This is a genomic window from Streptomyces sp. SDr-06, assembly GCF_003324565.1.
Taxonomy (GTDB): Bacteria; Actinomycetota; Actinomycetes; order Streptomycetales; family Streptomycetaceae; genus Streptomyces.
The window spans coordinates 178,326-204,500 of sequence record NZ_QOLA01000002.1 but is presented as its reverse complement, the minus strand read 5'-3'; the positions used below and the strand labels follow the sequence as shown (position 1 = coordinate 204,500).

Genomic DNA, 26,175 nt, shown 5'->3' with positions numbered 1-26,175 from the left:
TTCAGGACGTACGTGCGGCCCGTGTGCGGGCGCGCAGGCCGAGCAGGGCGTCCACGGCGAGGAACGCCAGCAGGCTGATCCCGAGGAGCGGGACGAACCAGCCGACCACCGCCGTCGCCGCCCCGAGCGCGAGCAGCACCGCGAGCGGCACCTTGCGCCAGGCGCCGCGCGGCTGCGGGCGGCCGACTCCGAGGGCGCGTTCCCTGGTGGGCCTGCGCTGCCACCACATGCGGTAGCCCCAGCCGATGAGCGCGATCAGCGCCACGGCGAGCGCCGCGAGGGCGAGCTGGTTGGGCAGGCCGAGGAAGACACCCATGTGCGCGTCGATGCCGAAGCGGGTCAGCTGGGCCAGGAGCGGATAGTCGGAGAACCGCAGCACGTCCAGAACCTTGCCGTCGGCGGGGTCGATGGCCACCGAGTCGAGGTGCACGGGGAACTCGGTGTCGCGCTCGCGCACCACGAAGCCCTTGCCCGCGCCGGGCAGGCTGATCTGGATGCTCGCCCGCACGCCCTGGGCGCGCGCGGTCTCGGCCACCTGGTCGAGGGTGAGCGCGGTGGGCGCGGCGGGCGGCATCACCATGCCCTCGTGGTGCTCGTGGCCGCCCGCGCCCATGCCGCCCGCGGTGGCCGCCGCGACGGTGGGGGTGGCGCCGCCGAGCCGGTCCTTCAGCTCGGCGATGTTCTCGCCCGCGTACCGCGACCAGGTGAGTCCGGTGGCGGAGAGCAGCACCAGGCCGACCACCGCCCACAGGCCGACCGACCCGTGCCAGGACAGGGTGCGGCGGCGGCCGGTGGCGCCGCGCTCGGGGCGCAGCAGCCGGGACCGCCGACGCCGGCCGATCCACAGCAGGGCGCCGCCGAGAGCGACGACCCAGAGCCAACTGGCCGTCAGTTCACTGTAGTTGCGGCCCGCCTCGCCGAGCTTGAGGTCGGCGTGGAAGGACGAGAGCCAGCTGCGCAGCGGCAGCGCGCCCGAGCTTCCGGTGCTGGGGAGCGCGCCGCGCACCTCGGTGGTGTACGGGTTCACGAACACGGCCAGGGACTCGTCCTCGGCGAGACCCGGAGCCTTCATGAGGACACGGGTGGTGGCGCCTTCCTCGGGCGCGGGCCAGACGGCGGTCACCTCGCCCTCGGGGTGGGCCGCCTTCGCGGCGGCGACCTGGGCGGTGAGCGGCTGCACCGCCTCGCCGACGGGGACCCGCAGTTCGTGCCGGTACAGCACGTTCTCGGCCTGGAAGGACAGCGCGTAGAGCAGGCCGGTGACGGCGGCCAGGAACAGCAGCGGGGCGATCAGCACTCCGGCGTAGAAGTGCAGCCGCAGTGCGAGCGGGCGGAGTGCGGCCCAGGTCGAGGGCCGCGCGGTGGAGGGTGGCGCGGTTTCCCGCGATGGGGTGTCGACGGACATGAGGATCCTGACGATCGGCGTGGGCATGGGTGAAGGGACCCCTGGCCACGCCTGTGCCGGATCAGGCGAAGGCGGGTCGGCCGGGGGCCGTGGCTCGGGTGCGTCCCCGGGCCGGCGGTCCCCGCCGGATGACGGCATGGCTGTGTACCGCCCCACGCAGCCTCGGGCGCGGGCGGTGGTGCGGCCGCGGTCGGCGTGCGGGCCGCGACGGCGCGGGCACGCAGGTCCGTACGAGGGCGAGGGCGCGCCGCAGCGGTCGCGCGGCGAGCGCTCCGAGCGCGCCGACGGCCCGGGCCAGCCGGAAGGCGGCGGTCTCACCACGCCACAGCCACAGCCCGCAGACCAGGGCGGCGAGAAGGTGGGCGGCGAGCATGCCGCCGGACATGGTGTGCGCGGCGGCGTCCATGACCAGGGCGTGTGCCTGGTCGGCGGCCCCGGTCATGGAGTCCCCCGCCATGGACGCCATCCCCGGCATGTCCTGCATGGCATGGCCGTCGGGCGGGTCGGGCATGAGGTGGGCGTACCGCGCCCCGCACGTCATCGTGGGCATGGACATCGGGTCCGGCGCGTGCGCCGCCCCGGACGCTGGGGTCATGCCGGTCATCCCGGTCATCGGCTGGGTCTTGGCGAACAGCACGTGCAGGGCGCCCTGGGCCGCGACCTGGCCGCCCGCGATGGCGGCGGCCCCGCGCTGCCGTCCGGCCGCACACCAGGCCACGAACCCCGTGGCGGCGAAGGCGGCGAGCAGGACGGGCAGGGGGATGTCATGCCCGGACATGGACGAATGCCCCACCGCGGCCAAAGCCACGCACAACGCCGCGAACATCGCGGCCCGCAGGGTGCGCAGCGGCGACCGGGCATTCGTCATGACGGCCAGATCATGCCATTCGCGGACACCGCCCCCACGGTCGGGGTCCCCCGAAGCCCGAGGTCACGCGCCCGCGCGGGCGGCTACTGCCGCCAGAGGACGGCGAGCGCCTTGCTCACCACGGCGACCACCGCGAACACCAGCGCCGCCCCGGTCCACCCCACCGCGGCCAGGGCGGCCGCCCCGCTGCCGAACCAGGCGACCTCGAAGAGGACCCGCACCGCGCCGCGCGTCTTGTACCGGGCGTCGGGCGCCCCGCACAGCCCCCACACGACGGCGAGCGCGGCCGGGGCGCCGACGCCGAGCAGGATGCGCACAAGCCACCTCGCGTCCCGGGCGAAGCCCCAGGAGCAGGCGGCGGCGAGGACGGCGAGTTCGAGCAGGAAGATCAGCAGCAGGTTGAGCGGCTTGAGGGTCTTCATCCGGCCACACCGGCGCGTTCGGTCATGCGGCGATGCTGACCGCGACCGGCCCCGGGATCAAGAGGTGTGCGGCATGCGGTCCGGGCCGGGGGCCGCCCCCGCGCCGGACTCCGGTCCGTCCTCCGCCTCCGGTTCGGGATCCGGGGCCGACTCGCCCAGCAGGTCCCGCACCATCAGGGTCGCGCCCGCCACCGCGCCCGGCATCAGGAAGACGGCGACCAGCGGGATCACGAAGGCGAGCGCGAGGGGCACGCCGAAACCCAGGGCCATCAGGCGGCGCGAGCGCAACAGGGCGAGCCGGGAGGGCAGTTCCATGCCGCGCCGCTGGAGGGCGACCGCGGTGAGCTCCTCGGTGAGGAAGAAGCCGGTGACGCCGAAGCCGATCGCCGGGATCACACTCTGGCCGACGACCGGGATGAAGCCGAGGACGAAGAGCAGGAGGCCGTAGCAGGCGACCCTGACCAGGATGCGCACGGAGTCGCGGGCCGAGACCCACAGTTCGCGGCCGAGCGAGAGGCCGGACTCGGGGGCCGCGCCGCCGCTCTCGGCCCGGTCCACGTCGCCGGACAGCTTCTCGTAGAAGGGCTGCCCGACGAGCAGGGTCACGGCGGTGAAGGAGATCACGGCGAGGAACAGGCCAAGGGCGAAGACCAGCGCGGTCAGAAAGCCGCGGAACAGGCCGAGCCAGGGCGAGGACCAGCCGTCGGCGAAGGGGGTCGCCCAGCCCACGAAGTCGTCGGCGCCCCAGGCGAGTCCGACCAGCGCGCCCACGTACAGGACGAGCGTGACGAGACCGGGCAGCAGCCCGACGCCCAGCGAGCGGCCGTGCCCGGCGGCCCACCGCTGTCCCTTGACCAGATATCCGAAGCCCACCCCGAGATCACGCATGGCACCGACCCTATCCGGCCGCCACCCAGCGGGTTCCGGCCACCTTGAGAAAGATTGACGCTGTGGGAATGGAGGGCGCTAACCCATGGGTTGTGCACGTCACCAGCAGCGACCCGGGGAGTACGCCAGATGTCGAGCAACACCATCACCACGACGGCCATCACCGTGCAGGGCACCGTCGCCGACGGATACGAGCGTGTGCGCGAGGAGTTCGCGGCGTTCGTCGCCGCCGAGGAGCACGACCCAGCGGCCCAGCTCGCCGCGTACAAGGACGGCCGCCTGGTCGTGGACCTGTGGGCCGGGGACGTCGCCGGGGACTCGCTGTCCGGCGTCTTCTCCACCACCAAGGGCGCGGCCTACCTCGTGGTGGCCCTCCTCGTCCAGGACGGCGTACTCGACCTGGACCGCCAAGTCGCTTACTACTGGCCCGAGTTCGCCGCCCAGGGCAAGGGCGAGGTGACACTGCGTCAGCTGCTGACGCACCGCTCCGGCGCCATCGGCGCGGACGACGGGTTCACCGCCGAGGAGCTCGCCGACGACCGCGTGATCGCCGAACGGCTCGCGGGCAGGCGGCCGTTCTGGAAGCCGGGCGTGGGCCACGGCTACCACGCGCTCACGATCGGCGCGCTCACCGGCGAAGTGGTGCTGCGGGCCACCGGCCGCACCGTCCAGGAGATCTTCGAGGAGCGCGTGCGGGCACCGTACGGCCTGGACTTCTTCCTCGGACTGCCCGAGGCCGAGCGGTCCCGCTACCGCGACGTCCTGCCGATGCTGCCGACGCCCGAGCAGGAGGCACTCCTCGCGGCGGGCGCGGCCGGCCGCTACAACCGGCTCCCGATCGCGTTCAACACGAGCGCCGACCCGTCCTTCGACCTGGTGGACTTCGCCAACTCGCCCGCCTCGCTGGCCAAGGGCCCGGCCTCGGTGGGCGGTGCGGGCAACGCGCGCGGCATCGCCGGGATGTACGCGGCCGCCATCGGCGCGTTCAACGGACGGGGCCCGCTCCTGACGCCGGAGACCGTCGCCGAGTTCACCCTCGTCCACTCGACCGGGCCCGACCTGGTGCTCGGCGAGCCGAGCGACTTCGCCCTCGGGTTCCAGGCGCTCGGCCTCACCTACCCCTGGCTGGGCGCGAACACCTTCGGCCACAGCGGCGCCGCGGGCTCGCTCGCCTTCGGTGACCCGCGCTCGGGCCTGGCCTACGGCTACACGCGGCGCCGGTTCGCCTTCCCGGGCGGCGCCGCCCCGGAGAACGAGCGGCTGGCGCGTGCCGTCTACGAGGTGGCGATCGGCCAGTAACGCGCGAACCGGTCCAGCGCGGCCTGGACCGCCCCGCTCATGCCGGGGTGGCCCAGGCCGTGCCGGGCCTCGTCGATGACCTGGAGTTCGCACCCCGGCCACCGCGCGGCGAGCGCCCGCGCGGGATCGGGCGGCGAGCTGAGGTCCTGTCCCCCGGTGACGAGAACACCGGGGACACCGGCCAACTCGCCCGCGCCCTCGATCAGTTGACCCTCGTCCAGCCAGGCGGCGTGGCGCCAGTAGTGCGTGACGATGCGGGCGAAGGCCATCCGGAAGGCGGGGTCGGCGTACCGCGACGCGCCGAACTCCTCGACCAGCGGCGTGCCCCCCGCCCGTACGTGCGTGTCCTCCCAGCGGCACCACATCCGGGCCGCCTCCTCGCGCACGGCCGGGTCGGGGTCGGCGAGCAGCCGGGCGTACGCGTCGACCAGCCGCTCGCCCTCGGCGGGCCGCGCGGCGGCGCGGAAGTCGGCCCATGCCTCGGGGAAGTGGACCCGCACGCCCTCGGTGATCCACTCCACTTCGGCCCGGCCGGTCGTCACGACCGAGAAGAGGACGGCCTCGCTGACCCGCTCGGGGTACGTCTGCGCGTACGCGAGGCCGAGCGTGGCGCCCCAGGAGCCGCCGAACACCAGCCACTTGGCGATGCCGAGGTGTTCGCGCAGCCGCTCCATGTCCGCGACGAGATGGTGCGTGGTGTTGGCGGCCAGGCTGGTGGCCGCGTCACTGGCGGGCGGCGTGGAGCGGCCGCAGCCGCGCTGGTCGAAGAGGACGACGCGGTAGCGGGCCGGGTCGAAAAAACGCCGCCAGGACGGCCCGGCGCCGGAACCGGGTCCGCCGTGCACCACGACCGCGGGCTTTCCCCGCGGATTTCCGCAGACTTCCCAGTGGACGCGCTGTCCGTCTCCGGTGTCGAGCATGCCGTGGTCGTACGGGGCCGTCTCGGGAAAGGTCATGCGGGCCAGCATGACAAAGGACCGCGCCCGTCGGGGCGCGGTCCTTCGCGGGGCACCGGTTACGCGACCGCGAGGTTCACCGTGATGTTGCCGCGGGTCGCCTTGGAGTACGGGCAGACCTGGTGGGCCTTCTCGATGAGGTCCTGAGCCGTGGCGCGGTCCACGTTCGGGATGGACGCGGTGATCTCGACGTGGATGCCGAAGCCGTCGTCGTTCTTGCCGATGCCGACGTGCGCGGTGACGGTCGAGCCGGAGATGTCGGCCTTCTCGCTGCGGGCGACGACGCCGAGGGCGCCCTGGAAGCAGGCGCTGTAGCCGGCGGCGAAGAGCTGCTCGGGGTTGGTGCCCGCGCCGCTGCCGCCCATCTCCTTCGGCGGGTTGACGACGACGTCCAGCCGGCCGTCGTCGGTGGAGACGCGGCCGTCGCGGCCGTTCTCGGCGGTGGCGACGGCGGTGTAGAGGACCTCGGACTTCTGTATGGACATGCTGGGCTGCTCCTCCTGGGTTCGCGGCCGCTCGCGCCCACGGCCGCCGGGATGTGGAAAAACCTTATCGGATCGCGGAAACCGTGAGGCGGAGTGTGCGATGGGTCACTCCCCGCCACACACTCCGCGCCGCCCGGGGCGTGCCCGGCCGGGGACTACGCGCCGAGCGAGACGACCATCTTTCCGGTGTTCTCGCCGCGCAGCATGCCGAGGAAGGCCTCGACGCCGTTCTCGATGCCGTCGACGACGGTCTCGTTGTACTTGAGCTCACCGGAGGCCAGCCAGCCCGCGACCTCACCGACGAACTGCTGCTGCAGGCCGTAGTGGTCGCCGACCAGCACGCCCTGGAGCCGGAGCCGCTTGCCGATGATCATGGCCATGTTGCGCGGGCCGGGGGTGGGCTCGGTGTCGTTGTAGCCCGCGATCATTCCGCAGATCGTGGCGCGGCCGTGCACGTTGAGCGCCGAGATGGCGGCTTCGAGGTGCTCGCCGCCGACGTTGTCGAAGTAGACGTCGATGCCGGCCGGGGCGGCCGCGCGCAGCTGCTCCAGGACCGGGCCCTTCTTGTAGTTGAAGGCCGCGTCGAAGCCGAGCTCGTCCACGAGCCACTTGACCTTCTCGTCGGAGCCCGCCGAGCCGATGACCCGCGAGGCGCCCTTGAGCCGGGCGATCTGGCCGACCTGGCTGCCCACCGCTCCGGCCGCGCCGGAGACGAACACCGCGTCGCCCTCCTTGAAGGAGGCGACCTCCAGGAGACCGGCGTACGCGGTCAGGCCCGTCATGCCCAGCACGCCGAGGTAGGCGGAGAGCGGGGCGATCCGCCCGTCGACCTTGGTGGCCTGCTGGGCGTCGAGGTCGGCGTACTCGCGCCAGCCCAGGCCGTGCAGGACGTGGTCGCCGACGGCGAACCGCTCGTCGTTCGAGGCGATGACCTCGCCGACCGCGCCGCCGTCCATCGGCCGCTCCAGCTGGAACGGCGGGATGTACGACTTGACGTCGTTCATGCGGCCGCGCATGTACGGGTCGACCGACATGAAGAGGTTGCGCACCAGGATGCGGCCCGCCGCGGGCTCGGTGACGGGGACCTCCCGGAGTGCGAAGTCGGACGGCACGGGCCAGCCGTTCGGGCGGGCGACGAGGTGCCATTCACGGCTGGTGGCGGGGAGTGCGGACGAGGTGGCCATGGGGGTGCGTCCTCCTGCGAGCAATGCTGATCGGTACGTCGGGTACGTCAGTACGTATCGGCACGCCGTCGCCGCACCGGTACACCGATGGGCCGAGTGCCGAATACTTCAGGTACTGAAAGAACAATGCGCCTGGATATTTGAGATTGTCAAGTAACTCGGTAGGCTGGGGGCATGCCCTCCCGCATGGATCCCCTGAGCCTCGAAGTCGTCGAGCTGATCGGCACGGTCGTCGGCCGCTACTACGAGGAGTACGACCGGGCCGCGGCCGAGCACGCCCTCACCGGCGCGCAGGCCCGCGTCCTCGGGCTGCTCGCCCTGGAACCGATGCCGATGCGGCAGATCGCCCAGAAGCTGAAGTGCGAACCCTCGAACATCACGGGCATCGTCGACCGCCTCGAAGTCCGGGGCCTGGTGGAACGCCGCCCGGACCCGGACGACCGCCGCGTCAAACTGGCCGCCCCCACCCCCGAGGGCCTCGCGACCGCCACCCATCTGCGCGACTCCCTGAACTTCGCCCGGGAGCCCCTGGCCGAGCTCACGACCGAGGAGCGCACCGTGCTGCGGGACCTGCTCCGCCGCATGCTGGGCTGACAGCCGTCCTGGTGCGCCCGTGCCCGCGGGTCAGATGCACCAGAAGAGGAAGGGCTTGCAGGTCTTGGGCGGCGCGGGGGGCGAGGAAGGCGGCGCCGACGGCGCGGTTCCGCCCGGAGCGCCGGGCCCGCCCTGCGGGGGCGAACCGGGCGCCCCGGGCGTGGGAGTGGTCGCGGGCCGGGACGAGGAGGGGCCCGGGTCGGGCGTGTCCGGGGTGGAGACCCTGGGCGAGGGGCCGCCGCTCCTGTGCGGCTCGGCCTCGCCCGTGCCGCGGCCCGGCTCCCCGGTCGCCGGGCCCGGTCCCCGACCGTGCCCGCGCGAGGACACCGGCTTGACCGTCGGTCTGACGGGCACGGCGGCCTCGCTGCCCGACGGCAGCGGCTGGGGATCGGAGATCGTCTGGTCCTCGTGCACGGTGGAGGCCCGGTCGTCGACCGGCGCCTCCAGGGCCAGCTGCACGAACCCGAACGCCCCGGCCACCAGGACAAGACCCGCCGAGCCGAAGAGGATCGCCTTCCCGCGCTTGCGCCGCCCACGCCGCCCCCCGCGGGCGCGGCGGTGACCGGACGGCCCCAGCACCTCCGCGACGCCGCGCGGGGCACCGGCGTACACCAGGAGCTCGTCCTCGGGCGCGGGCGCGAGCTCCTCGGCGGGTGTCCCGCAACCGGCGCAGGCCAGTGCGCCGTTGAGGTGCCGTCGGCAGGAGTGGCAGTAATCCATGGCCCAGGGAGGCTATGCGGCGGCCGGGCAACAAAAGGGGCCGGAGATGTGTGGATCTTGTGCGGAAGAGCCGGTTCCAGGGCGTGGCCGCGTGACGAATCGCCATGGACCGGGGCGTTGTCAGTGCGGCCGGGCAGGATGGACGTCATGACGGAAACCGTGACGCGCCCGCTGGGCCCGCTGGACTTCCAACTGGTGCTGCTGCGGCGGATGGCCGACCACCAGCCGGGCCTCGTCGAGGACGCGCGGCACCAGCTGGGCGCCTCGGTGGCGGACATGCGCGAGGCCAACAAGCGCTGGCAGGCGATGACCCGGTCGTCCCGCTCCCGCGGCGCGCTGTCGCGCTACCGGTCGGTGCTCGGGGAGCCCGAAGCGGTGGTGCCCCGCCGGATCGGGGATCTGGACTGCGAGGCGCGGCTGTGGCCGGTGCCGCTCTGGCCGCATCTGCGCTTCGAGGTGCTGTCCGGGCCCGGCGGCGCGGTGTGGAACGAATGGCTGGTCAGGGCCCCCGGCACACCGGGCCCCGAACTGCACGCGGAGGAGGACCTGCGGCCCTGGTCGTGCACGGTGGACGAGGTGGCCCGGGCCTTCGCCCCGGCCCGCCCGATGGAGGGCTCGGCGCCGACGCGCTGGCAGCTCGCGATCACCCTGCCCGGCGGCGGGACCCGCGTCGCGGAGTTCACCTGGGGCCTGCTCCAGCGCCTGCTGCCCTGAACCCCGGCGCCCCCGGCTCGCCCCACCGCCGCCCGCGCGCCCATCCCGCCCGGCTGCCCCGGCTCGCCCTTCCCGTTCCCTCGGTCACGAGCATCCCGACCGACCGAGGCCCGGCCACCCCGACACCACCCTCCCGCACACGCACATCCCCGTCGCCCGAGCCCCGCGCACCCCGACACCACACCCCGACCAACTGACGGTCCGGCAGGCGGCACCCTGGACGGCTGTCGGCCAAGGCCTGCGAGACGGGGTCGACCTGCGGGGCGTCCCCTTTCTGGCCGACCGTCAGGTCGTCGCTCCCCGACCGGCGCATCCCAGCGCGCGCGGGCCCCCGCGCGGTCGCAAGATGCGAACTAAGTACCGCTCTCGGGAGGATCTGCCGTGACCGTCAGTCTTGAGCAGTTGCGCCGTTGCCATGTAGCCGTCGACCTCGGGGCCGCGAGAACACGGGTCTACGTCAAGGGAGCCGGGCTCGTCGTCGACGAGCCGAGCGTGGCCGCCGTCAACACCCGTACCGGCGCGCTCATCGCCGTCGGCGCCTTCGCCGAACAGATGACGGGCCGCACGCCCGACTACATCCGGGTGGCCCGCCCGGTGTCCGGCGGCACCGTCGTCGACATCGAGATGGCCCAGCGCATGCTGCGCCATCTGCTGGGCGAGAAGCTGCGCCGGCAGTTGCGCCGCAAGCCGCGGCTGCGCGCCGCCGCCTGCACCCCGCACGACAGCGACCCGCTCGCCCAGCGCGCCGCGATGGAGACCCTGGTGGGCCTCGGCGCCCGCCGGGTCGAGCTCGTCGACACCCTGATCGCGGCCGCCGTGGGCTGCGGGCTCCCGGTGGAGCAGCCCACCGCCACCATGATCATGGTGTGCGGGGCCGCCACCACGCAGATCGCGGTGCTCTCGCTCGGCGCCATCGTGACGGCCGTCCGCATCCCGGTCGGCGGCGAGGCCATCGACCACGCGGTCATCCAGCACCTGCGCCACCAGCACGAACTGATGCTGCCCAGCCAGTCCGTGCGCCCCCTGCAACTCGCCCTGAGGGGCAACGGCCTCACCCCGCAGGGCCCCGCGTCCACCGAGATCCACGGCCGCGACGTCGCCACCGGCCTCGCCCGCTCGGTCCTGGTCGACACGGCCGCCGTACGCGACGCCATCCACACCCCGCTCACCGCGGTGCTCGACGGCATCGGCAAGGTGCTCCGGGAGTGCCCGCCCGACCTGGTCGCCGACCTGGCCGAGCGCGGCATCATGATGGTCGGCGGCAGCGCGCTGCTGCCCGGTCTCGACCAGATGCTGCGCGACTCCACGGGCATGCCGGTGCACATCGCGGAACGGCCCGACGTGTGCGCGATCCTCGGCCTCGGCGCGATGCTGGAGGGCCAGATCCACCCGATGGTGCTCGACCCGCTGGCCGAGTGAGCGGCGCGACAGTCGCCCCTGCCGGGGCGGTCGGCCACGGTGGGAGATCCTCGAAGGATGAGTGAAGCGGAGAATCCGGACAGCGCGGCGCCCCGGCTGCCGATGCTCCTGGAGGCGGTGCTCGGCGTCGGTACCGACCTCGAACTGCGCACCACGCTCCAGCACATCGTGGACACGGCGACCGAGCTCGCCGATGCCCGGTACGGGGCGCTCGGGGTGGTCGACCCCGAGCGCGGCCGGCTCACCGAGCTGTACACCACCGGGCTCACCGACGCCGAACGCGAACGCATCGGCCCGCTGCCCGACGGCCGCACCGGTCTGCTCGGCGCCCTCGTCGAGGACCCGCGCCCGCTGCGCCTGGACGACCGCAGCACCGATCCCCGCTCGACGGAACTGCCGCCCGGCCACCCGCCGATGCGGTCCTTCCTGGGCGTCCCGATCCGCGTCCACAACCAGGTGTTCGGCAACCTCTACCTCACCGAGAAGCGCGGCGGCCCCTTCACCGAGGAGGACCTGGCGCTGCTGCGGGTCCTGGCCGCGCAGGCCGGCATCGCCATCGGCAACGCCCGGCTCTACGAGACCGTGCGGCTGCGGGAGCGCTGGATCGAGGGCGCGGCGGCCGTCACGACCTCGCTGCTGACCGGCGAGACGGCGGCGGACGCCCTGATGACGGTGGCCGAGCGGGCCCGGCTGCTCGCGGACGCGGCGGCCGGGGTGGTGCTCCAGCCCACCCCGGCGGGCGGCATGGAGATCGTCGCCGCGTCCGCGCCGGACGACCCCGACGACATCATCGGCACCACGATCGAGCCAGGCTCGCCGGTCCTGGTCCAACTCCTGGGCGGGGAGCCGGTGTTCCTGGAGGACTCGGCGACCGACCCCCGGATGACCACCCATGTACGCACCCGGTTCGGGCCAAGCATGATGCTGCCGCTGCAGAGCGGAGGCAAGCTCATCGGCACGCTGGCGCTGCCCCGCAGGCGCGGCGACCGGCCGTACACGGCGGTGGACCGGCTGCTCGCCGCCCAGTTCGCCTCGCAGGCGGCCCTCGCGCTCGTCCTGGCCGACGCCCAGCACAACCGCGAACAGCTCGCCGTGTACGAGGACCGCGACCGGATCGCCCGTGACCTCCACGACCTGGTCGTGCAGCGGCTCTTCGCCACCGAGATGATGCTGGAGTCCACCCGGCGCCGGGCCGAGAAGGCCGCCGCCGACGACACCGACGAGCTGCTCACCCGGGCCGTCGACGAGCTCGACTCCACCATCCAGGAGGTACGCACCGCGATCTTCGCCCTCCAGCAGCCGCCCGCCGACGCCCCGACCACCCTGCGCGGCCGGGTCCTGCGCGAGACGGCGGGCGCGGGCGCCCTGCTCGGCTTCCGGCCCTCCGTACGGTTCGAGGGCCCGGTCGACGCCCTGGTCGGCGAGCCGGTGGACACCCAGCTGATCGCGGCTCTGCGCGGCGCGCTGGCCGCCGCGCACCGCCGGGCCGGAGTGTCCTCGGTACGCGTGGTCGTGGACGCGGGCGCCGAACTCCCCGACGGGCGGGCCGCGGTGCGCCTCACCGTCGTCGACAACGGCATGCGCGACGACGGCATCCGCGGCACGACCCTGACCTGGCAGGCCCCGCTCCAGTAGCCCCGGCACCTCGGTGCCGCGTCGGCGGAAAGAGCGGAAAGAGCGGAAAGAGGTGAGCCGGACCACGGCCGCTCCCCCGCCGCAGGCCGCTCCAGCGGAACGCGGGGAGGCGTACGGCAGGATGCGGATCATGCGTCCGGACGGCGCCGCGTAGGGTCGACGATCTGGGCCCGGCACGGTTCGGGCCCGCCCGCGCCGTCGATCTCCGAGGAGTCCCGTACGTGTCCCCTCTCTTCCCCTCCCTGTACGCCGCCGAGCCCCGGGAGGCGATCCGCTTCGGCGATCTGTCCCTGACCCACGCCGAGCTGGCGGGTGCGGCAGGCTCCCTGGCCGGACGGCTCGCGGGCGCCGGGCGGGTCGCGGTCTGGGCGACGCCGACCCCGCGGACGGTGGTCGGCGTGGTGGCGGCCCTCGTCGCCGGGGTGCCCGTGGTGCCGCTGAACCCGAAGACCGGCGAACGCGAGCTGGCCCACATCGTCCGGGACAGCGAGCCGACGGTGGTGCTGGCCTCCCCAGGGGACCAACTGCCGCCCCTGCTGGGCGGGTTGACGCGCATCGACGTACCGCTGGCCGGGACGGTGACGGAGCTGCCTGCCGAGCCCGCCGACGAGACGCCCGCGCTGATCGTGTACACCTCCGGGACGACCGGCCCGCCGAAGGGGGCCGTGCTGCCGCGCCGGGCGATCGCGGCGACGCTCGACGCGCTCCAGGGCGCCTGGGGCTGGACGGCCGACGACGTCCTGGTGCACGGACTTCCGCTGTTCCACGTCCACGGTCTGATCCTGGGCGTCCTCGGCCCGCTGCGCCGCGGCGGCTCCGTGCGCCACCTCGGGCGGTTCTCGGTGGAGGGGGTGACGCGGGAGCTGTCGGCGGGCGCGACGATGCTGTTCGGGGTGCCGACGATGTACCACCGCCTCGCCGAAGCGGTCGACGAGGACCGGGAGTTGGCGCGGGCGCTGGCGGGTGCGCGGCTGCTGGTGTCCGGCTCCGCGGCGCTGACCGCGCCCGACCACCGCCGCATCGCGCGGGCGACCGGCCGGGCGGTGATCGAACGGTACGGCATGACCGAGACGCTGATGCTGTGCGCGGCCACGGCGGACGGCGAGGCGCGCCCGGGCACGGTCGGCGGACCGCTGCCCGGCGTCGACCTGCGCCTCGCCGACGAGTCCGACGGCATCGGAGAGATCCAGGTGCGCGGCCCGAACCTGTTCAGCGGCTATCTGAACCGGCCGGACGCGACGGCCGCCGCGTTCACCGAGGACGGCTGGTTCCGCACCGGCGACCTGGCGAGCGTGGACGAGGACGGCCAGGTAAGGATCGTCGGCCGCAAGGCCACCGACCTCATCAAGAGCGGTGGCTACAAGATCGGCGCGGGCGAGATCGAGAACGCGCTGCTCGACCACCCGGGAGTCCGCGAGGCCGCCGTGACGGGCGAGCCGGACCCGGACCTCGGCGAACGGATCGTGGCGTGGGTGGTGCCGGCGGACCGTCAATCACCGCCTGCCGAGGCCGACTTGATCCAGCACGTGGCTTCCCAGCTCTCCCCGCACAAGCGTCCGCGCGTGGTGCACTACCTGCCCGAACTGCCCCGCAACGACATGGGCAAGATCATGAAGCGAGCCCTGCATGTCTGAGCGGATGCCGCGAGACGCGTCCGACGGCCCGTCCGGACGCATGTCCGCGCGGGCGGCGATCGCGACGGCGGCCACGGAGTTCACCGAACTGCCGTCCCCCGCCCGGGACTTCCCCGAGGACGGCCCCCTCGCCTGGTCGGACTACGGGGCTTCACGGGCCCGGGCGACGGAGCGTACCGGCGAGCGGGAGTCGGTGGTCCACGGCCTGGCGAGCGTGGAGGGGCGGCCGTGTGTGCTGATCTCCTTCGAGTTCGGCTTCCTCGGTGGGTCGCTGGGTCAGAGGACGGGTGACCGCCTTGAGGCCGCGTACGAGACGGCGCGTGAGCGGCGCCTTCCGCTGGTCTCGCTGATCGCCACGGGCGGGAGCCGCATGCAGGAGGGCATGCTGGCGCTGACCCAACTCCAGCGCGTCGCACGGCAGTCGGCGCTGCTGCGAGAGGCGGGGCTGCCGCAGATCGCGGTGCTGCGGGACCCGACGACGGGCGGCGGCTGGGCCACGCTCGGCGCGGGCGCCGATGTGATCCTGGCCCTGCCGGGCGCCCAGATCGGCTTCGCGGGCTCCCGGGTGCGCCCCGCGGACGCGGACCCGGCCGCCTACGGAGCGCAGGGGCAGCTCGCGGCGGGCCAGATCGACGCGATCGTGGCGAGCGAGGACCTGCGGGGCACCCTGGCGCAGTGGCTCACCCTGCTGACCGGCCCCCGCTCCGCCGAACCGGCCCCGGTCCCGGGCCCCTTCGGGGCACACGCGCTCCCGGCCGACGGCTGGGAAGCGGTGCGCCGCGCCCGCTCGGCGGCACGCCCGCGCGCACGGGCCTACCTGGACGCGTACTTCTCGCACCGCCGGGAACTGGTGGGCGACCGCTGCGGGGGTGTGGACCCGGGGATGCTGTGCGGCTTCGGCCTGCACGAGGGGGTGAGTTACGCGTACGCGGCGCAGACCGGCACCGCGACCCGCCCGGCGGGCTACCGCACCGCGGCCCGCCTCATCCGTCTCGCCGACCGCCTGGGCATCCCGGTCCTGACCCTGGTGGACACCCCGGGCGCGGCGAACGACGCGGCGGCGGAACGGTCCGGTCAGGGAGCGGCGATCGCGGAGGCCTTCGCGGCGGTGGCCTCCGCGCGCGTCCCGGTGACGACTCTGGTCATCGGAGAGGGCGGCTCGGGCGGGGCCCTGGCCCTGACGTCCCCCGACCGTACGTGGGTGACGGCGGACAGCTACTTCTCGGTGATCGCCCCCGAGCTCGCGGCGGCGATCCTGAAGCGGGGCGAGGCGGAGGTGCGCCGAACGGCGTCCCAACTCCGGCTGCGCCCGCAGGATTTGGTGGAGCTGGGCGTAGCAAGGGGCGTGGTGGGGGCGTAGCGCGAGAAGCCCCGCCGCTTCAGCTGGGGCGAAGTGGCGGGGCTTCCCGGTGGTGCTTGTGCGGTCAGGAGCCGAACTCTCCGGTCTTGAGGCTTCCCACGAAGGAAGAGAACGCGTCCACACGGAAGGCCAGGGCCGGACCGTTCGGCACCTTGGAGTCACGGACGGGGACGATACCGCTCGTGACGACAAGGTTGGCGGCGACCTCTATGCAGTCGCCACCGTTGTTGCTGTACGAAGACTTGAACCAGCGAGGAGATTCGGTCGTCACGATTTGCCCTTTCGTACCTGCTCGATCATGGCCACCGATGCCGCCTGCGACAGCGATTCGGCCTGTAGTTGATGGTAGGCCGTCAACATGGGCTCCACCGATGCACTCTCGCGGTCGAGATTGCCCTGGGCCTGGGACTCCGCGTAGCAGACCACGGAGCGGTCCGCCAGGGTGAGGAGGTTGACGGGCAGGTCAAACGTGCGACGCTCGCCGATGTCGTACGGCACCACCTGGAGCAGGGTGTTGGGCAGCTCGGCGAACTCGACCAGACGAGCCAGCTGGGCATCCATGACGGATGCGCCACCGACGGGACGACGGATACAGCTTTCGTCCATGGCCACGAAGACCATGGGAGGGCGGGGCCGCAGCAAGACGGCTTGACGCTCCGCGAGGAACGCGACGCGATCGTCCGCCTGTTCAGGCGTGATGGCACCGCGACGGACGGCGCTGTCGGCCAGTACCCGCGCGTACTCCGGCGTCTGCAACAGGCCAGGAATGATCCCGATGTTGTACAGCCGAAGCTCGACGGCCCGAGCCTCGTACTTGACGTACTCCGGGAACCCCTCCAGCAGGGAGCCTTGACGCACCTGCCGGTACTCGCGCTCGAACGCGTCCGCGGAGCCCTCAAGGCCGAACGCCCGGTCCGCGCTACGCGAAAACCGGAGAGTCGGAGGCTTCCGACCAGTTTCCACCGCCGAGATGTGCACGCTGGAGTAATCCATGCGCTCACCGAGCTCGTCCTGCGTCCAGTCGCGCGCCTCCCGCAAGCTGCGCAGACGCGCCCCATACGCTGCCTGTGGCGAGGCATCCGGCCTCAATTCCTTGCGGTTCAAGGGCGGTTCACCGACCTTTCGTTCTCTTTCAACAAGTTGAATGGTCCCCACGCGTGGGCCACGCTGAAACCCTCAGTAGCGAACGAACTACGGAGAGGAGTGGCCGTGACTGGTGAGGATAGGCCTCTCGGGAGCACGTCGGCGACGCCCCGTCACGTGTGCCGACTTGCCTGTGCACCAAGGGAGTTGCGGGCAGGGGCCACCGCTCCGGCGAGCCCGAGGACACCCCGATGAGCCTGTGCCGCGCCCCCTTGTTTCTCTCCGCACAGCTCGCATCCGCCGCCGTGGAGCTTGTCGGCATGGGAGCCGCCACTCACGACGTGCTGGAGTTCCAGCACTGCGAGTTGGAGCGGCACGAGGAGGGTGAGCACGCGGCGCACGTGCTGTTCATCGAGGACAGGAGCGGCCGCGCGGTGTGGGTGTTCTGGCACCCGGCGGAAACCCGCGTCCAGGTCAGAGAGCCGTGCACGGGGCGCAATGACGCCCAGAACATCTGCCTGCTGTACGCGCGCCACACGGGCGGCCACCTCTGGCCCGAAGACGCCGCGTGCCTGGTGGACGTCCCCCGACATCCGCTCTCGTCCATAGGGACGGGGGGCGGCTGGAGCCCGCTTCGTACGAACGGAACGGGTACGACTGTGGAATGGCAAAGGAGAGCACCCATGAGCAGCACACTGGCCCACGGCGGCGACAAACTTCCGGGCGACCCCTACCCCGGACCGCATCAGCCGCCCACCCCTGATGGCGGTCCGAGCGTGCCCAACCCGCCGAAGGCCGACTAGGCCGTGTCCGCCAACGCACACCAGGAACGCCCCGGCCGTGAGGAGCTGGGGCGTGTCCTCATGTCCGCGGGCGCGCTCACACCGGACTGGGCACCCTCATTCGCCGCCGTTCCGCGCGGCAGCTTCCTCCCCGACCTCATCTGGCCGTGGGACATGCGGACGGGGCGGAGCGTTCCCGTGTCACGCGGCGACGACCCGGAAGCGTGGTACGGGTACGCGGACGCGGACGTGCCCGTCGTGACGCAATGGGACGACGGCGGGCACACCGGCACGGAGCCCGGCAACGTGTCCACGTCGTCGGCGTCCATGCCGTCCGTGGTCTTCCGGATGCTCGCCGATCTCGACGTGCGGCCCGGCCACCGCGTCCTGGAAATCGGCACCGGCACCGGTTGGAACGCGGCGCTGCTCGCTCACCGGCTGGGGGCCGAGAACATCGTCAGCGTCGAGCTGGACGCCACTGTCGCGGCAGCCGCCCGCACGGCACTCAACCTGTTCGGTCTTCCCGTACGCGTGGTGACGCGCGATGGGCTGCGGGGCCATGAGGAGGGGGCGCCGTACGACCGGATCATCGCGACCTGCGGGCTGCGGTCCATCCCTCACGCATGGGTGGAGCAGTCCCGGCCCGGCGCAGTCATCGTGTCCCCGTGGGGGACCCACTACAGCCACGGGGACGCCGTGGCCCGGTTGGTCGTCGCCGGCGACGGCGGGAGCGCGTCGGGGCTGTTCACCGGGCCGGTGGAGTTCATGAAGGCCCGCACCCAACGCCAACCCCTCGTGCCCCACGCCGCGTACGTGACGGGCAGCGTTGCCGATGGGGAGGAGTCTTCGAGCACCGTCACCGCGGAACAACTCCTGGGCGGCCGGTTCAGCGCCCAGGACTTCGTGATCGGCCTGTGCGTGCGGGACTGCGTTCGCGTCGTCGCCGACCGGGACGAAGGCGCGCGCGCCGTCTGGTTCTACGGCCTGACGGACCGCTCCTGGGCCTGCGCGCAGTTCCGCGACCACACGAGCACCCGCGTGTGGCAGTCGGGGCCTCGCCGACTGTGGGACGAGGTGGAAGCCGCACTCGACTGGTGGACCACACGAGGACGCCCCGGCATCAACCGCTTCGGCCTGACGGCGACCCCCACGGGCGAACGAACCTGGCTGGACGATCCGAACACCCCCGTCCCGGGAGGCGCGATGCCGTAGGAACCACCCCCCTGACCGGGGGGTCTGGGGCGCAGCCCCAGAAGCCAGCCCCCTACGCGACGGGCCGCCGCGCATCGTAACGGGCAAACCCCCGCCGGCTCAGCCCCAGCACCGTCACAGCCAGTACGCACGCCACCCCACCCCCCACCACCATCACCGCGGGCGACGTGAGGTCGGCGACCGTACCCGCGAGGAAGTCCCCGAGCCGGGGCCCGCCCGCGACCACCACGATGAACACGCCCTGGAGCCGCCCCCGCATGTCGTCCGGCGCCGCGACCTGCATCATCGTGTTGCGGAACACCATGGAGACGGTGTCCGAGAACCCCGCGACCGCGAGCATGAACAGGCCGAGCCACAGCTGCCGGGTCAGCCCGAACGCCGCGACGGCGGCCCCCCACCCGCCGACCGAGATCAGCACCGCGAGCCCGTGCCGGTGGATGCGTCCCTGCCAGCCGGAGAACACTCCGCCGAGCAGCGCGCCGACGGCGGGCGCCGCGACGAGGAGGCCGGTGGTGCGCGCGTCACCGCCGTACCAGAGGACGGCGACGGCCGGGAACAGGGCGCGGGGATGGGCCAGGATCATCGCGCAGAAGTCGCTGAAGAACGTCATCCGCAGGTTGGGCCGGGTGGCGAGGAACCGCAGCCCGTCCAGGACGGAGGCCCGCTTGGCCCCGGTCCGCTCGGGCAGCATCGCGGGCAGCCGCCACATCGCGTACAGCGAGGCCGCGAAGGTGATCGCGTCGATGAGGTACGCGGTCCTGTACCCGGCGAAGCCGACCACGAGCCCGCCCAGCATCGGCCCGACGAGCGTGCCGGTCGTCATGATCATGGAGTTGAGGGCGTTGGCGGCGGGCAGCTGCTCGGGCGGCAGCAGCTTCGGGATCATCGCGGAGCGGGCCGGGGCGTTCAGGGCCTGGCAGACCGACTGGAGCGCGATGACGGCGTACAGGAACCACACGTTCGCGACCCCGGCGAACGTCCCGGCCGCGAGCGCCCCCGAGAGCGCGGCGGATCCGAGCGCGCTGTACAGCCCGAGCTTGCGCCGGTCGACGGTGTCGGCGATGGCCCCGCCGTACAGCCCGAACACGACCAGCGGTACGAGGGTGAAGATGCCGACCAGACCGACGTGGAAGCTGGAGCCGGTGAGGTCGTAGACCTGGAGGGAGATCGCGAGCGCGGTCATGCCGCTGCCGACCCAGGACACCATGTTGCCGAACCAGAGCCTGCGGTAGTCCGGCGATACCCGGAAGGGCGTGAGGTCGGCGAATATGCGGCGCCGCGCCGCGCGTATCTCCCCGGTGCCGGAGCCGTCGGCCGTCGGGGAGGCGGTTCCGGGTGCGGTGGCGGCGTTGGGCGAGGCTGGCGTCTCGGTGGGCTGCTCGGCTTGTTCGGTCACGCGGGATGCTAACCCCGCCCACCAGCACCGAGGTAGGGGCGACCTCACAGCCGTACGCCCCGGGCGGCCAGGGGTTCGGCCCCGCCGGCGACCCCGTACCGCCGACCGGAGGCCGCCTCGTACAGCCGCTCAGCCGCCGCCCGCTCGAAGGCGCCCGGGGCGTCGTACCCCGGCCGGGTCAATGCACCGGAATCGGGTTTCCCGGCCAATCCCGGTCCCCGCGAACACGGTGGAGCCACCCCCTCCGGTCCATCGCCTCAGGTAGGGGGCGCGGCGGCCCCGTCCGGCCGCGCGCACCATCCTTACGCCACGCCAGGAAGCGCGCGCCGCAGCCCCCGGGCGCCGCTACGCTTCCCCCGATCAGTACGCATCGTCGTCGCCGCCCCCGCCGTCATCAGGCGGGGGCGGCGACGCATCTCGCCGGAAGGCCAACCATGAACACCCTGATCTCCGCCGCCGCCCGCCGCCCCGCCACCCCGCAGACCGCCCGGCGCACGCCGCTCACCGCGCGGGCGGCGGCACAGCACGCCGGCCGCGTCCCGGTCGCCCTCGACCGCGTCACCACGACCGCCGCCAACGTGCCGAGCGCCTCGGCCTTCCAGTCCGCTCTCTGAAAGATTCGTCAGCCACGAGCCCTGCCCGAGAGACCCCCGGCCACCGCACACCCCGTGCGCACCACCGGGGGCCTCCACTGCCGTCCGGCCCGTCGTCCACGGGCCGCAGGCGCTCAGCACACGGGCGGCCCTCGCGCGGCGGATGCGCCCCCCGCCACCACCAGAAACGCACGCCACACCGTGTGAAAGATTCGTAAGCCACGGACCCGACCCCCGAGACCCCGGGCCACCGCACACCCCGTGCGCACCACCGGGAGCCTCCGCTGTTTCCGTCTGCGCGAAACCCACACAACCTGGGACGACTCCGCCCGCGGGCCCCGAGAGACCGCCTGCCGCGCGCCGGTCTCCTTAGGATCAAGAGCCTGTCAGTCAGGAGGCGGCCCCGGGGCCCAGGGCGCGTTCCCTCAGGAAGCCCTCAAACCTCACGCGCCCCGGTGGAGCAGAACTGAGGATGGCAGTCCGGGCGTCCCCGGAAACGTCGAGTACATGACCACCACACCGCAGGACCACAGGACTCAGGAGAGCGTCGCATGTCCACGGATACGACCACTGAGCACGGCGGCCCGTCCCGCATGAGCCTGGACCACCAACCGCCGCCGGGGCCACCGCTGTTCACCAACCCCGGGCAGTCGGGCCTCGTGTCGACCCCCGAGGCGAAGCGGTCCGCCGCCAACACCATCGAGACCCGCCTCGAACCGGACACGAAGAAGTCGGGCACACACGCCGACGAGTCAACTGCCGCCGCCATCAAGGAATTCGGCCCGCACGACGGGCACGGCTGGGTGACGTCCGGCGCGCTGAAGAAGGCGCATCACACCTGGGGCGAGCAGGTGCAGGGCCTCATGAACCGCCTCGCGGGCGAGAAGTCCGCCCTGCGCGGCGCCAACTCCCTGTTCCAGAAGACCGACTTCGGAGTCCACCAGGACATCGGCCGCCCCGATTCCCCCCTCGACCACTACTGATTCCCCTCCTTTTCCTCCTCCCCTTTCTCCGGCTTCGCAGACATACAGGACGACCTCATATGCCCACGTACCAAGAGATATTGGCGACCGACCTGTCCACGTTGGCCACGGCGGCGACGAAGTGGGAGGAAATGGCTGGGCAGTTCAAGGAACGCGAGACGCTGTACCACGACCAGGTGCACACCATCACGCTGCCCACGCAGTGGGTGGGCGAGAGTTCGCAGGCCGCGAACGCCACCTTCGGCATCACCCTGAACGAGTACAAGTACGCCCAGACCGAGGCCAAGGCGATGGCCTCGCTCCTCAGGGAGGCGCACACCCAGTTCGTCGACCTGCGAAAGAAGGTGGAATCGGAACGGGACGCCGCCATCAAGGACGGCATGGCCGTCTCGGCCACCGGCAACGTCACGTTCGACGTCGCCCGACTCGACAAGGGCGAACTGAGCGCCTACCACCACGACCCGGACTACCAGCAGTCCGCCCGGGAGAAGGCGTCCGGCTGGCAGAGCCGCATCGACAACGCGGTGAAGAGCGTGTGCGACGCGGACCAGGGGTTCGAGGTCGCCCTCACCCAGGTGGTCCAGGACTCCGACCGCCTGGACGGAACCACCAACGGATTCAACGGGAAGGCCAAGGGAGACATCGAGCAGTACGAGGCGGACGAGGGCAAGGACCTCGCGCTGCGCATCGACTCGGGCAAGGCCACTCCCCAGGACTACGCGGAGTTGCAGCGCCTCTTCCGTGACCACGCCGGCGACAAGGTGTTCAGCCAGACCCTCCTCGACGAACTCGGCGCCGAGGGCACCGTGAAACTCTCCAACTCCCTCGACAGCCTCGCCTATTACAAGGACAAGAAGGACAGCGCCCAGTACCTGGACCTCCAGAAGGGCCTCGCCACGACCCTGGCCACGGCGACCCGTGATACCGACTCCGCGTTCTACAAGAATTTCCGCGAGCAGCTCCGGAAGGCCGGGACCGAGGAATTCAAGCTGGACGGCCTCAGCAAGATCCCGGACGAGAAGGTCCGGGGCTACCAGAGCCTGGTCACGCTCATGCAGCACGGTGACGGCTATTCCGGGCAGTTCCTCAAGGACACCGCGGACGACATCCGCCACGCCGAGACGTCCTACACGGCCAAGGGAAACCTCGATTCCGTCTGGTCGCTGCGGGACAGGTTCAGCGACGGCGACCGGGGCTGGTTCGCCAACGACCCGCTCGACGGCGTCCTCGGCATCATGTCCCACGACCCGGCGACCAGCACCGCGTACCTGGACCCGGCGCACAGCGACAACCTCAACTACCTGCTGCACGGCCGGGACTGGAACACCGTGGTGGACCACTACGCGACCCCGCCCGGCGGCACCACCCTGGGCATGCCGGTCACGGTGGAGGACGGCGACGCCCGCAAGGGCTTCGGCGCGGCCCTGGAAGCCGCGACCACGGGCAACACCCCGGGCACGTACCACCCCATCGCGCACCACACGACGGCCCAGGCGAGCATTTTGCAGCAGACGGTGGACACGCTGAACGCGGACCAGCACGCCCAGGCCCTGCCGAAGAACCTCACCGAGCCGCTGGCGCACATCATGACGTCGTACACGGCGGACACGCACCAGACGTTCGCCAAGTCCGATACGCACTACGACATTCCCGTCAACCAGCCAGGGGTGGTCTGGGAGGACAAGGACGGCGCCCACCTGGCCCTGGCACCGGACCACTTGACCAAGCTCATGCGCGGAATCGCCGACGACCCGGATGCTTTCGGGCACCTTTACGGCGCGGAACAGAAGTACTCGCACGACGTCCTGGCCGCTCTCCCGCAGGGCGCCGGTGAGAAGACCATCCACGATCGCATCGTCGAGTCCTCGCGCGCCATGGGCTCCTACGACGGCGTCCGGGCGGACATCATCTTCGACGAGCGTTTCAAGAAGACGCAGTGGGCCGCCGACTTCAACCACGGAATCGGCACGTCGCTGAGCACGGCCCTCATGTTCAACCCGGTGTCCGATCTCAGCCCCGTCGGAGACCTCGCCACCAAGAGCGTCGACATCTGGACGTACGAGTCCAACAAGGAACACACGGCCGAGGCGAATCTGGAGGCGACCGAAGCGAACGCGAAGACGTACGACGCCGGCCAGCGCGACGTCGATCACATGGTCAGGATGTGGGCGCAGAGCCGCGGGCACGACCTCGACAGCGACTACACCAAGTACTTCCTCCACGTCGGCCAGGACGAGTACGGCACCAGCCGCAACGACTCCATGCGCTTCCTCCGGCCCGACCGCTGACGCCCCCGGAACGGCCCTCGACAGAATGAGCACCATGCAGAAGAACTCCAGGATCCGACGCATCCACCCCGGCTGGTACGCGGGGGCGTTCGTCGCCGTCCTGGCCATAGCGGCCCAAACCCTCTACAGCACCGGCATGTACGACTCCTGGCGCGACAGTCGGTCGCTGGACCAGGCCTGTGGCGGGAATGTGGCGCAGGGCGAACTCGCCGCGGCGCTGGAGTCCTCAGAGCTGCGGGCGAGATCCCTTGAGCTCGATGACGGCTATCTGGCCCATTGCCTGGTGCTGAGGGCGGACTCCGCGCGCAACGGCTCGCTGGAGATGTCCCTGCGCTGGAGCGGCACCGAGCCCGCCCCCTTGGAGGCGTTCCCCTCCGACATCTCCAACGGCTTCAAGGGGCAGGCGTCGCCTCTCGGCAAGGGCTGGCCGGGCATCGTACGGAACAGGGACGGCACGGCGGTCCGGGTCGCGCTGGACTGCCACAACGAACCGGGCAAGTCGCTCGTCGCCTACGGAAGTTTCGCCCCGCCGGGTTTCGCCCCGTCGAGCAGCACGGCCGCGCTCGCCGGTCTCGGCCGGGTGACTGCCGAGAGCGCCCGGAAGGCGGCGGCGAAGTACGGCTGCCAGACGGACGGCGGTGGAACGCTGACCGATGTGTCAGCGCCCCCCGTCGGCGCCCGGCCCCGCCCGGCCAAGCCGCTGGAGCAGTCGCAGGGGTCCTGCGCCGCACTGCGCGATCTTGCCCCGACGGCCGCGCGCAGCGGCACCCCGCGGGCCGTGGAGTTCCCTGCGGACGCCCGGGCCCCCCAGGTGAACTGCTATCTCGCCACGGAGGCCCAGAAGCCCGGCTACGGCTTGTTCGGCTTCTACGGCACGACGGCAAAGGAGTTCCGGGCGAGCAGGGCGGCGGCCTCCCTCAAGCACCTGGAGGGGGCGGGCGACTCCGCCTGGGCGACTGCCACGTGCCCCGGGTCCACCGAGGCGGCCGCCTTCCTCTTCACCCGCCTCTACGACCCCGACACCAGCGGCTACCCCGTCCCCCACTACTCCCCCGACTTCGCGCACACCGCCCTGAAGGCGTTCGCGGAGGGGGAGGCGAAGCAACGGGGGTGCACCGACGTGCGGATGACGGCCGGGTCCTAGGCCCGTCGAGGGCGGCGGGCGGGGCGCCGGGCGGGGGCGCGACACTCGCTCGGCGGCGTTGGTGGGCCGTGCGGGTGATCACTCGAAGGAGATCGTCCGGCGGCCCCGATCCGCTCCGCACACAGCCGTCCGCCGCGCCCCCGCAGACGCCGCACAAGACTCCGGAAACGCCAAAGGCGCAGGCCAGATCGTTTCTGCACCTGCGCCTCCTGGTGGGGCGGGTGGGACTCGAACCCACGGCCGACGGATTATGAGTCCGCTGCTCTAACCGGCTGAGCTACCGCCCCTAACGGCGCGTCGCGCACATTTGTGCGCGCCGTCTGCCGCAGCATAGCCGCTCATACGATCTCCTGCCTCGGATGGTCGGCATCGCACGCCCATGAGGACTGCGCGGGGATCCCAGCGGTTCCCCGGGATACGAAAAAGGACCCCGAAGGGTCCGATTCCGCTTGCTCTCCCGACTGGACTCGAACCAGTAACCTGCCGGTTAACAGCCGGCTGCTCTGCCAATTGAGCTACAGGAGATCGAGCTCCCCCGACTGGACTCGAACCAGTAACCTGCCGGTTAACAGCCGGCTGCTCTGCCAATTGAGCTACAGGGGAATGCCTCGTTGCATCGAACGTACCTACCTGGGGTGATCCCGGGCGGCGTGCGTTCGCTGCGACACATACATTAGCGCAAGCAGGGGGGTGCTCCGCCAATCGGTTCCGCCCTGGGTGATCACGGGGCTGCGCGGGTAGGCGCGGCACACACGCTAGGGAAGGGTGACCGCCATGCGATACCGGCTCACGTTCGCCGCCGGACTGGCTCTCGGATACGTGCTCGGAACCCGGGCCGGACGCGAGCGTTACGAGCAGTTGAAGAAGTCCGCACGTCAGATGGCGCAGAACCCCGCGGTGCGGAACACCGCCGAATCCGCCGCGCAGACCTCGCGCCAGGTCGCGGGCAAGGCATTCCAGGCCGTGAGCGAGAAGGTCGGCGACAAGATTCCCGCCTCCGTCACCGACCGGGTGCGCTCCCTGCGCGAGCGCGGTCCGGGGGCCGAGGACGACTGGGGCACCAGCAACACCTGACCGGTCGTCGCGCCCGGCGCGCGGCCCGACAGCGTTG

General features: G+C 72.1%; 26 protein-coding genes and 3 tRNA genes. 14 read left to right on the top strand and 15 right to left on the bottom strand.

The annotated features are described in order from the left end of the window. Position 1: 1 nt before the first annotated feature. The 4 genes from DT019_RS05290 to DT019_RS05275 all read right to left on the bottom strand — a co-directional run bounded on the left by DT019_RS05290 (position 2) and on the right by DT019_RS05275 (position 3,583). Positions 2 to 1,432 carry a PepSY-associated TM helix domain-containing protein gene (locus DT019_RS05290; protein ID WP_411292686.1) on the bottom strand — a complete coding sequence of 477 codons (1,431 nt, stop codon included), beginning with the start codon at positions 1,430 to 1,432 and terminating at the stop codon, positions 2 to 4. Between the two features lie 34 nt (positions 1,433 to 1,466). Then, positions 1,467 to 2,273 carry a hypothetical protein gene (locus DT019_RS05285; RefSeq protein ID WP_223279311.1) on the bottom strand — a complete coding sequence of 269 codons (807 nt, stop codon included), beginning with the start codon at positions 2,271 to 2,273 and terminating at the stop codon, positions 1,467 to 1,469. Between the two features lie 83 nt (positions 2,274 to 2,356). Next, positions 2,357 to 2,695 (bottom strand): YrdB family protein, encoded by a 339-nt coding sequence (locus DT019_RS05280; protein WP_114035457.1) that lies wholly within the window; start codon positions 2,693 to 2,695, stop codon positions 2,357 to 2,359. 57 nt (positions 2,696 to 2,752) lie between these two features. Then, positions 2,753 to 3,583, bottom strand: a complete 831-nt coding sequence (locus DT019_RS05275) for an EI24 domain-containing protein (RefSeq protein ID WP_114035456.1) — start codon at positions 3,581 to 3,583, stop codon at positions 2,753 to 2,755. 129 nt (positions 3,584 to 3,712) lie between these two features. On the opposite strand from DT019_RS05275, the gene DT019_RS05270 reads away from it, so the two are divergent. After that, entirely contained in the window at positions 3,713 to 4,882 is a 1,170-nt protein-coding gene (locus tag DT019_RS05270; RefSeq protein WP_114035455.1) for a serine hydrolase domain-containing protein, read from the top strand. On the opposite strand, the gene pip is transcribed toward DT019_RS05270, so the two are convergent. The 3 genes from pip to DT019_RS05255 form a co-directional block, all read right to left on the bottom strand. After that, positions 4,858 to 5,838 carry a prolyl aminopeptidase gene (pip, locus tag DT019_RS05265; RefSeq protein WP_114036014.1) on the bottom strand — a complete coding sequence of 327 codons (981 nt, stop codon included), beginning with the start codon at positions 5,836 to 5,838 and terminating at the stop codon, positions 4,858 to 4,860. The two genes, DT019_RS05270 and pip, sit on opposite strands and share 25 nt — an antisense overlap. A gap of 59 nt (positions 5,839 to 5,897) precedes the next feature. Next, entirely contained in the window at positions 5,898 to 6,323 is a 426-nt protein-coding gene (locus tag DT019_RS05260; RefSeq protein WP_114035454.1) for an organic hydroperoxide resistance protein, read from the bottom strand. 155 nt (positions 6,324 to 6,478) lie between these two features. Next, positions 6,479 to 7,507, bottom strand: coding sequence for an NADP-dependent oxidoreductase (locus tag DT019_RS05255; RefSeq protein WP_114035453.1), 1,029 nt, complete (start codon positions 7,505 to 7,507; stop codon positions 6,479 to 6,481). Positions 7,508 to 7,681: 174 nt separating this feature from the next. Here DT019_RS05255 and DT019_RS05250 point away from each other — a divergent pair, with 174 nt between their 5' ends. Then, on the top strand, positions 7,682 to 8,101 hold the full coding sequence (locus tag DT019_RS05250; RefSeq protein ID WP_114035452.1) for a MarR family winged helix-turn-helix transcriptional regulator: 420 nt from the start codon (positions 7,682 to 7,684) through the stop codon (positions 8,099 to 8,101). 30 nt (positions 8,102 to 8,131) lie between these two features. Here the strand turns inward: DT019_RS05250 and DT019_RS05245 are convergent, their stop codons facing one another. Further along, entirely contained in the window at positions 8,132 to 8,821 is a 690-nt protein-coding gene (locus DT019_RS05245; RefSeq protein WP_147267278.1) for a hypothetical protein, read from the bottom strand. 147 nt (positions 8,822 to 8,968) lie between these two features. On the opposite strand from DT019_RS05245, the gene DT019_RS05240 reads away from it, so the two are divergent. The 5 genes from DT019_RS05240 to DT019_RS05220 all read left to right on the top strand — a co-directional run bounded on the left by DT019_RS05240 (position 8,969) and on the right by DT019_RS05220 (position 15,583). Next, the gene (locus DT019_RS05240; RefSeq protein ID WP_114036013.1) at positions 8,969 to 9,535 is read left to right on the top strand and encodes a hypothetical protein; all 567 of its coding nucleotides are present in this window, start codon (positions 8,969 to 8,971) and stop codon (positions 9,533 to 9,535) included. A 381-nt stretch (positions 9,536 to 9,916) separates the two neighbouring features. Continuing rightward, positions 9,917 to 10,954, top strand: a complete 1,038-nt coding sequence (locus tag DT019_RS05235; protein ID WP_114035450.1) for a rod shape-determining protein — start codon at positions 9,917 to 9,919, stop codon at positions 10,952 to 10,954. Between the two features lie 57 nt (positions 10,955 to 11,011). Then, positions 11,012 to 12,589, top strand: coding sequence for a GAF domain-containing protein (locus DT019_RS05230; RefSeq protein WP_114035449.1), 1,578 nt, complete (start codon positions 11,012 to 11,014; stop codon positions 12,587 to 12,589). A gap of 221 nt (positions 12,590 to 12,810) precedes the next feature. Beyond that, on the top strand, positions 12,811 to 14,223 hold the full coding sequence (locus DT019_RS05225) for an acyl-CoA synthetase (protein WP_114035448.1): 1,413 nt from the start codon (positions 12,811 to 12,813) through the stop codon (positions 14,221 to 14,223). Further along, the gene (locus DT019_RS05220) at positions 14,216 to 15,583 is read left to right on the top strand and encodes a carboxyl transferase domain-containing protein (RefSeq protein ID WP_223279310.1); all 1,368 of its coding nucleotides are present in this window, start codon (positions 14,216 to 14,218) and stop codon (positions 15,581 to 15,583) included. Before DT019_RS05225 ends, DT019_RS05220 begins: the two co-directional genes overlap by 8 nt. A 64-nt stretch (positions 15,584 to 15,647) precedes the next feature. Here the strand turns inward: DT019_RS05220 and DT019_RS05215 are convergent, their stop codons facing one another. After that, a complete protein-coding gene (locus DT019_RS05215) occupies positions 15,648 to 15,854 on the bottom strand; it encodes a DUF397 domain-containing protein (protein WP_114035447.1) in 207 nt (68 codons plus the stop codon). Then, on the bottom strand, positions 15,851 to 16,687 hold the full coding sequence (locus DT019_RS05210) for a helix-turn-helix domain-containing protein (protein WP_114035446.1): 837 nt from the start codon (positions 16,685 to 16,687) through the stop codon (positions 15,851 to 15,853). The genes DT019_RS05215 and DT019_RS05210 overlap by 4 nt, the downstream gene beginning before the upstream one ends. 299 nt (positions 16,688 to 16,986) lie before the next feature. On the opposite strand from DT019_RS05210, the gene DT019_RS05205 reads away from it, so the two are divergent. Both DT019_RS05205 and DT019_RS05200 read left to right on the top strand, forming a co-directional pair. Further along, entirely contained in the window at positions 16,987 to 17,469 is a 483-nt protein-coding gene (locus DT019_RS05205) for a hypothetical protein (protein WP_147267277.1), read from the top strand. Between the two features lie 3 nt (positions 17,470 to 17,472). Next, the gene (locus DT019_RS05200; protein WP_114035444.1) at positions 17,473 to 18,660 is read left to right on the top strand and encodes a methyltransferase domain-containing protein; all 1,188 of its coding nucleotides are present in this window, start codon (positions 17,473 to 17,475) and stop codon (positions 18,658 to 18,660) included. Positions 18,661 to 18,712: 52 nt separating this feature from the next. On the opposite strand, the gene DT019_RS05195 is transcribed toward DT019_RS05200, so the two are convergent. Together DT019_RS05195 and DT019_RS39410 are read right to left on the bottom strand one after the other, a co-directional pair. Continuing rightward, positions 18,713 to 19,951 (bottom strand): MFS transporter, encoded by a 1,239-nt coding sequence (locus tag DT019_RS05195; RefSeq protein WP_114036011.1) that lies wholly within the window; start codon positions 19,949 to 19,951, stop codon positions 18,713 to 18,715. A 149-nt stretch (positions 19,952 to 20,100) separates the two neighbouring features. Continuing rightward, positions 20,101 to 20,238 carry a hypothetical protein gene (locus DT019_RS39410; RefSeq protein ID WP_189389189.1) on the bottom strand — a complete coding sequence of 46 codons (138 nt, stop codon included), beginning with the start codon at positions 20,236 to 20,238 and terminating at the stop codon, positions 20,101 to 20,103. Positions 20,239 to 20,490: 252 nt separating this feature from the next. Here DT019_RS39410 and DT019_RS05190 point away from each other — a divergent pair, with 252 nt between their 5' ends. The 4 genes from DT019_RS05190 to DT019_RS05175 all read left to right on the top strand — a co-directional run bounded on the left by DT019_RS05190 (position 20,491) and on the right by DT019_RS05175 (position 25,064). Continuing rightward, entirely contained in the window at positions 20,491 to 20,670 is a 180-nt protein-coding gene (locus DT019_RS05190) for a hypothetical protein (protein ID WP_114035443.1), read from the top strand. Between the two features lie 530 nt (positions 20,671 to 21,200). After that, positions 21,201 to 21,632: a hypothetical protein gene (locus DT019_RS05185; RefSeq protein WP_223279309.1), complete on the top strand. Its 432-nt coding sequence runs from the start codon at positions 21,201 to 21,203 to the stop codon at positions 21,630 to 21,632. A 59-nt stretch (positions 21,633 to 21,691) separates the two neighbouring features. Beyond that, a complete protein-coding gene (locus DT019_RS05180) occupies positions 21,692 to 23,920 on the top strand; it encodes a hypothetical protein (RefSeq protein ID WP_147267276.1) in 2,229 nt (742 codons plus the stop codon). A gap of 34 nt (positions 23,921 to 23,954) precedes the next feature. Then, positions 23,955 to 25,064 carry a hypothetical protein gene (locus DT019_RS05175; RefSeq protein WP_147267275.1) on the top strand — a complete coding sequence of 370 codons (1,110 nt, stop codon included), beginning with the start codon at positions 23,955 to 23,957 and terminating at the stop codon, positions 25,062 to 25,064. Between the two features lie 210 nt (positions 25,065 to 25,274). Here the strand turns inward: DT019_RS05175 and DT019_RS05170 are convergent. The 3 genes from DT019_RS05170 to DT019_RS05160 form a co-directional block, all read right to left on the bottom strand. Further along, positions 25,275 to 25,351: transfer RNA gene (locus tag DT019_RS05170), tRNA-Ile, on the bottom strand. Positions 25,352 to 25,516: 165 nt separating this feature from the next. After that, positions 25,517 to 25,589 (bottom strand) — tRNA-Asn (locus tag DT019_RS05165). Between the two features lie 5 nt (positions 25,590 to 25,594). Further along, a tRNA-Asn gene (locus tag DT019_RS05160) sits at positions 25,595 to 25,667 on the bottom strand. Positions 25,668 to 25,838: 171 nt separating this feature from the next. Between DT019_RS05160 and DT019_RS05155 the strand changes: the two genes are divergently transcribed. Next, positions 25,839 to 26,138 (top strand): YtxH domain-containing protein, encoded by a 300-nt coding sequence (locus DT019_RS05155; RefSeq protein ID WP_114036009.1) that lies wholly within the window; start codon positions 25,839 to 25,841, stop codon positions 26,136 to 26,138. Positions 26,139 to 26,175 lie beyond the last annotated feature (37 nt).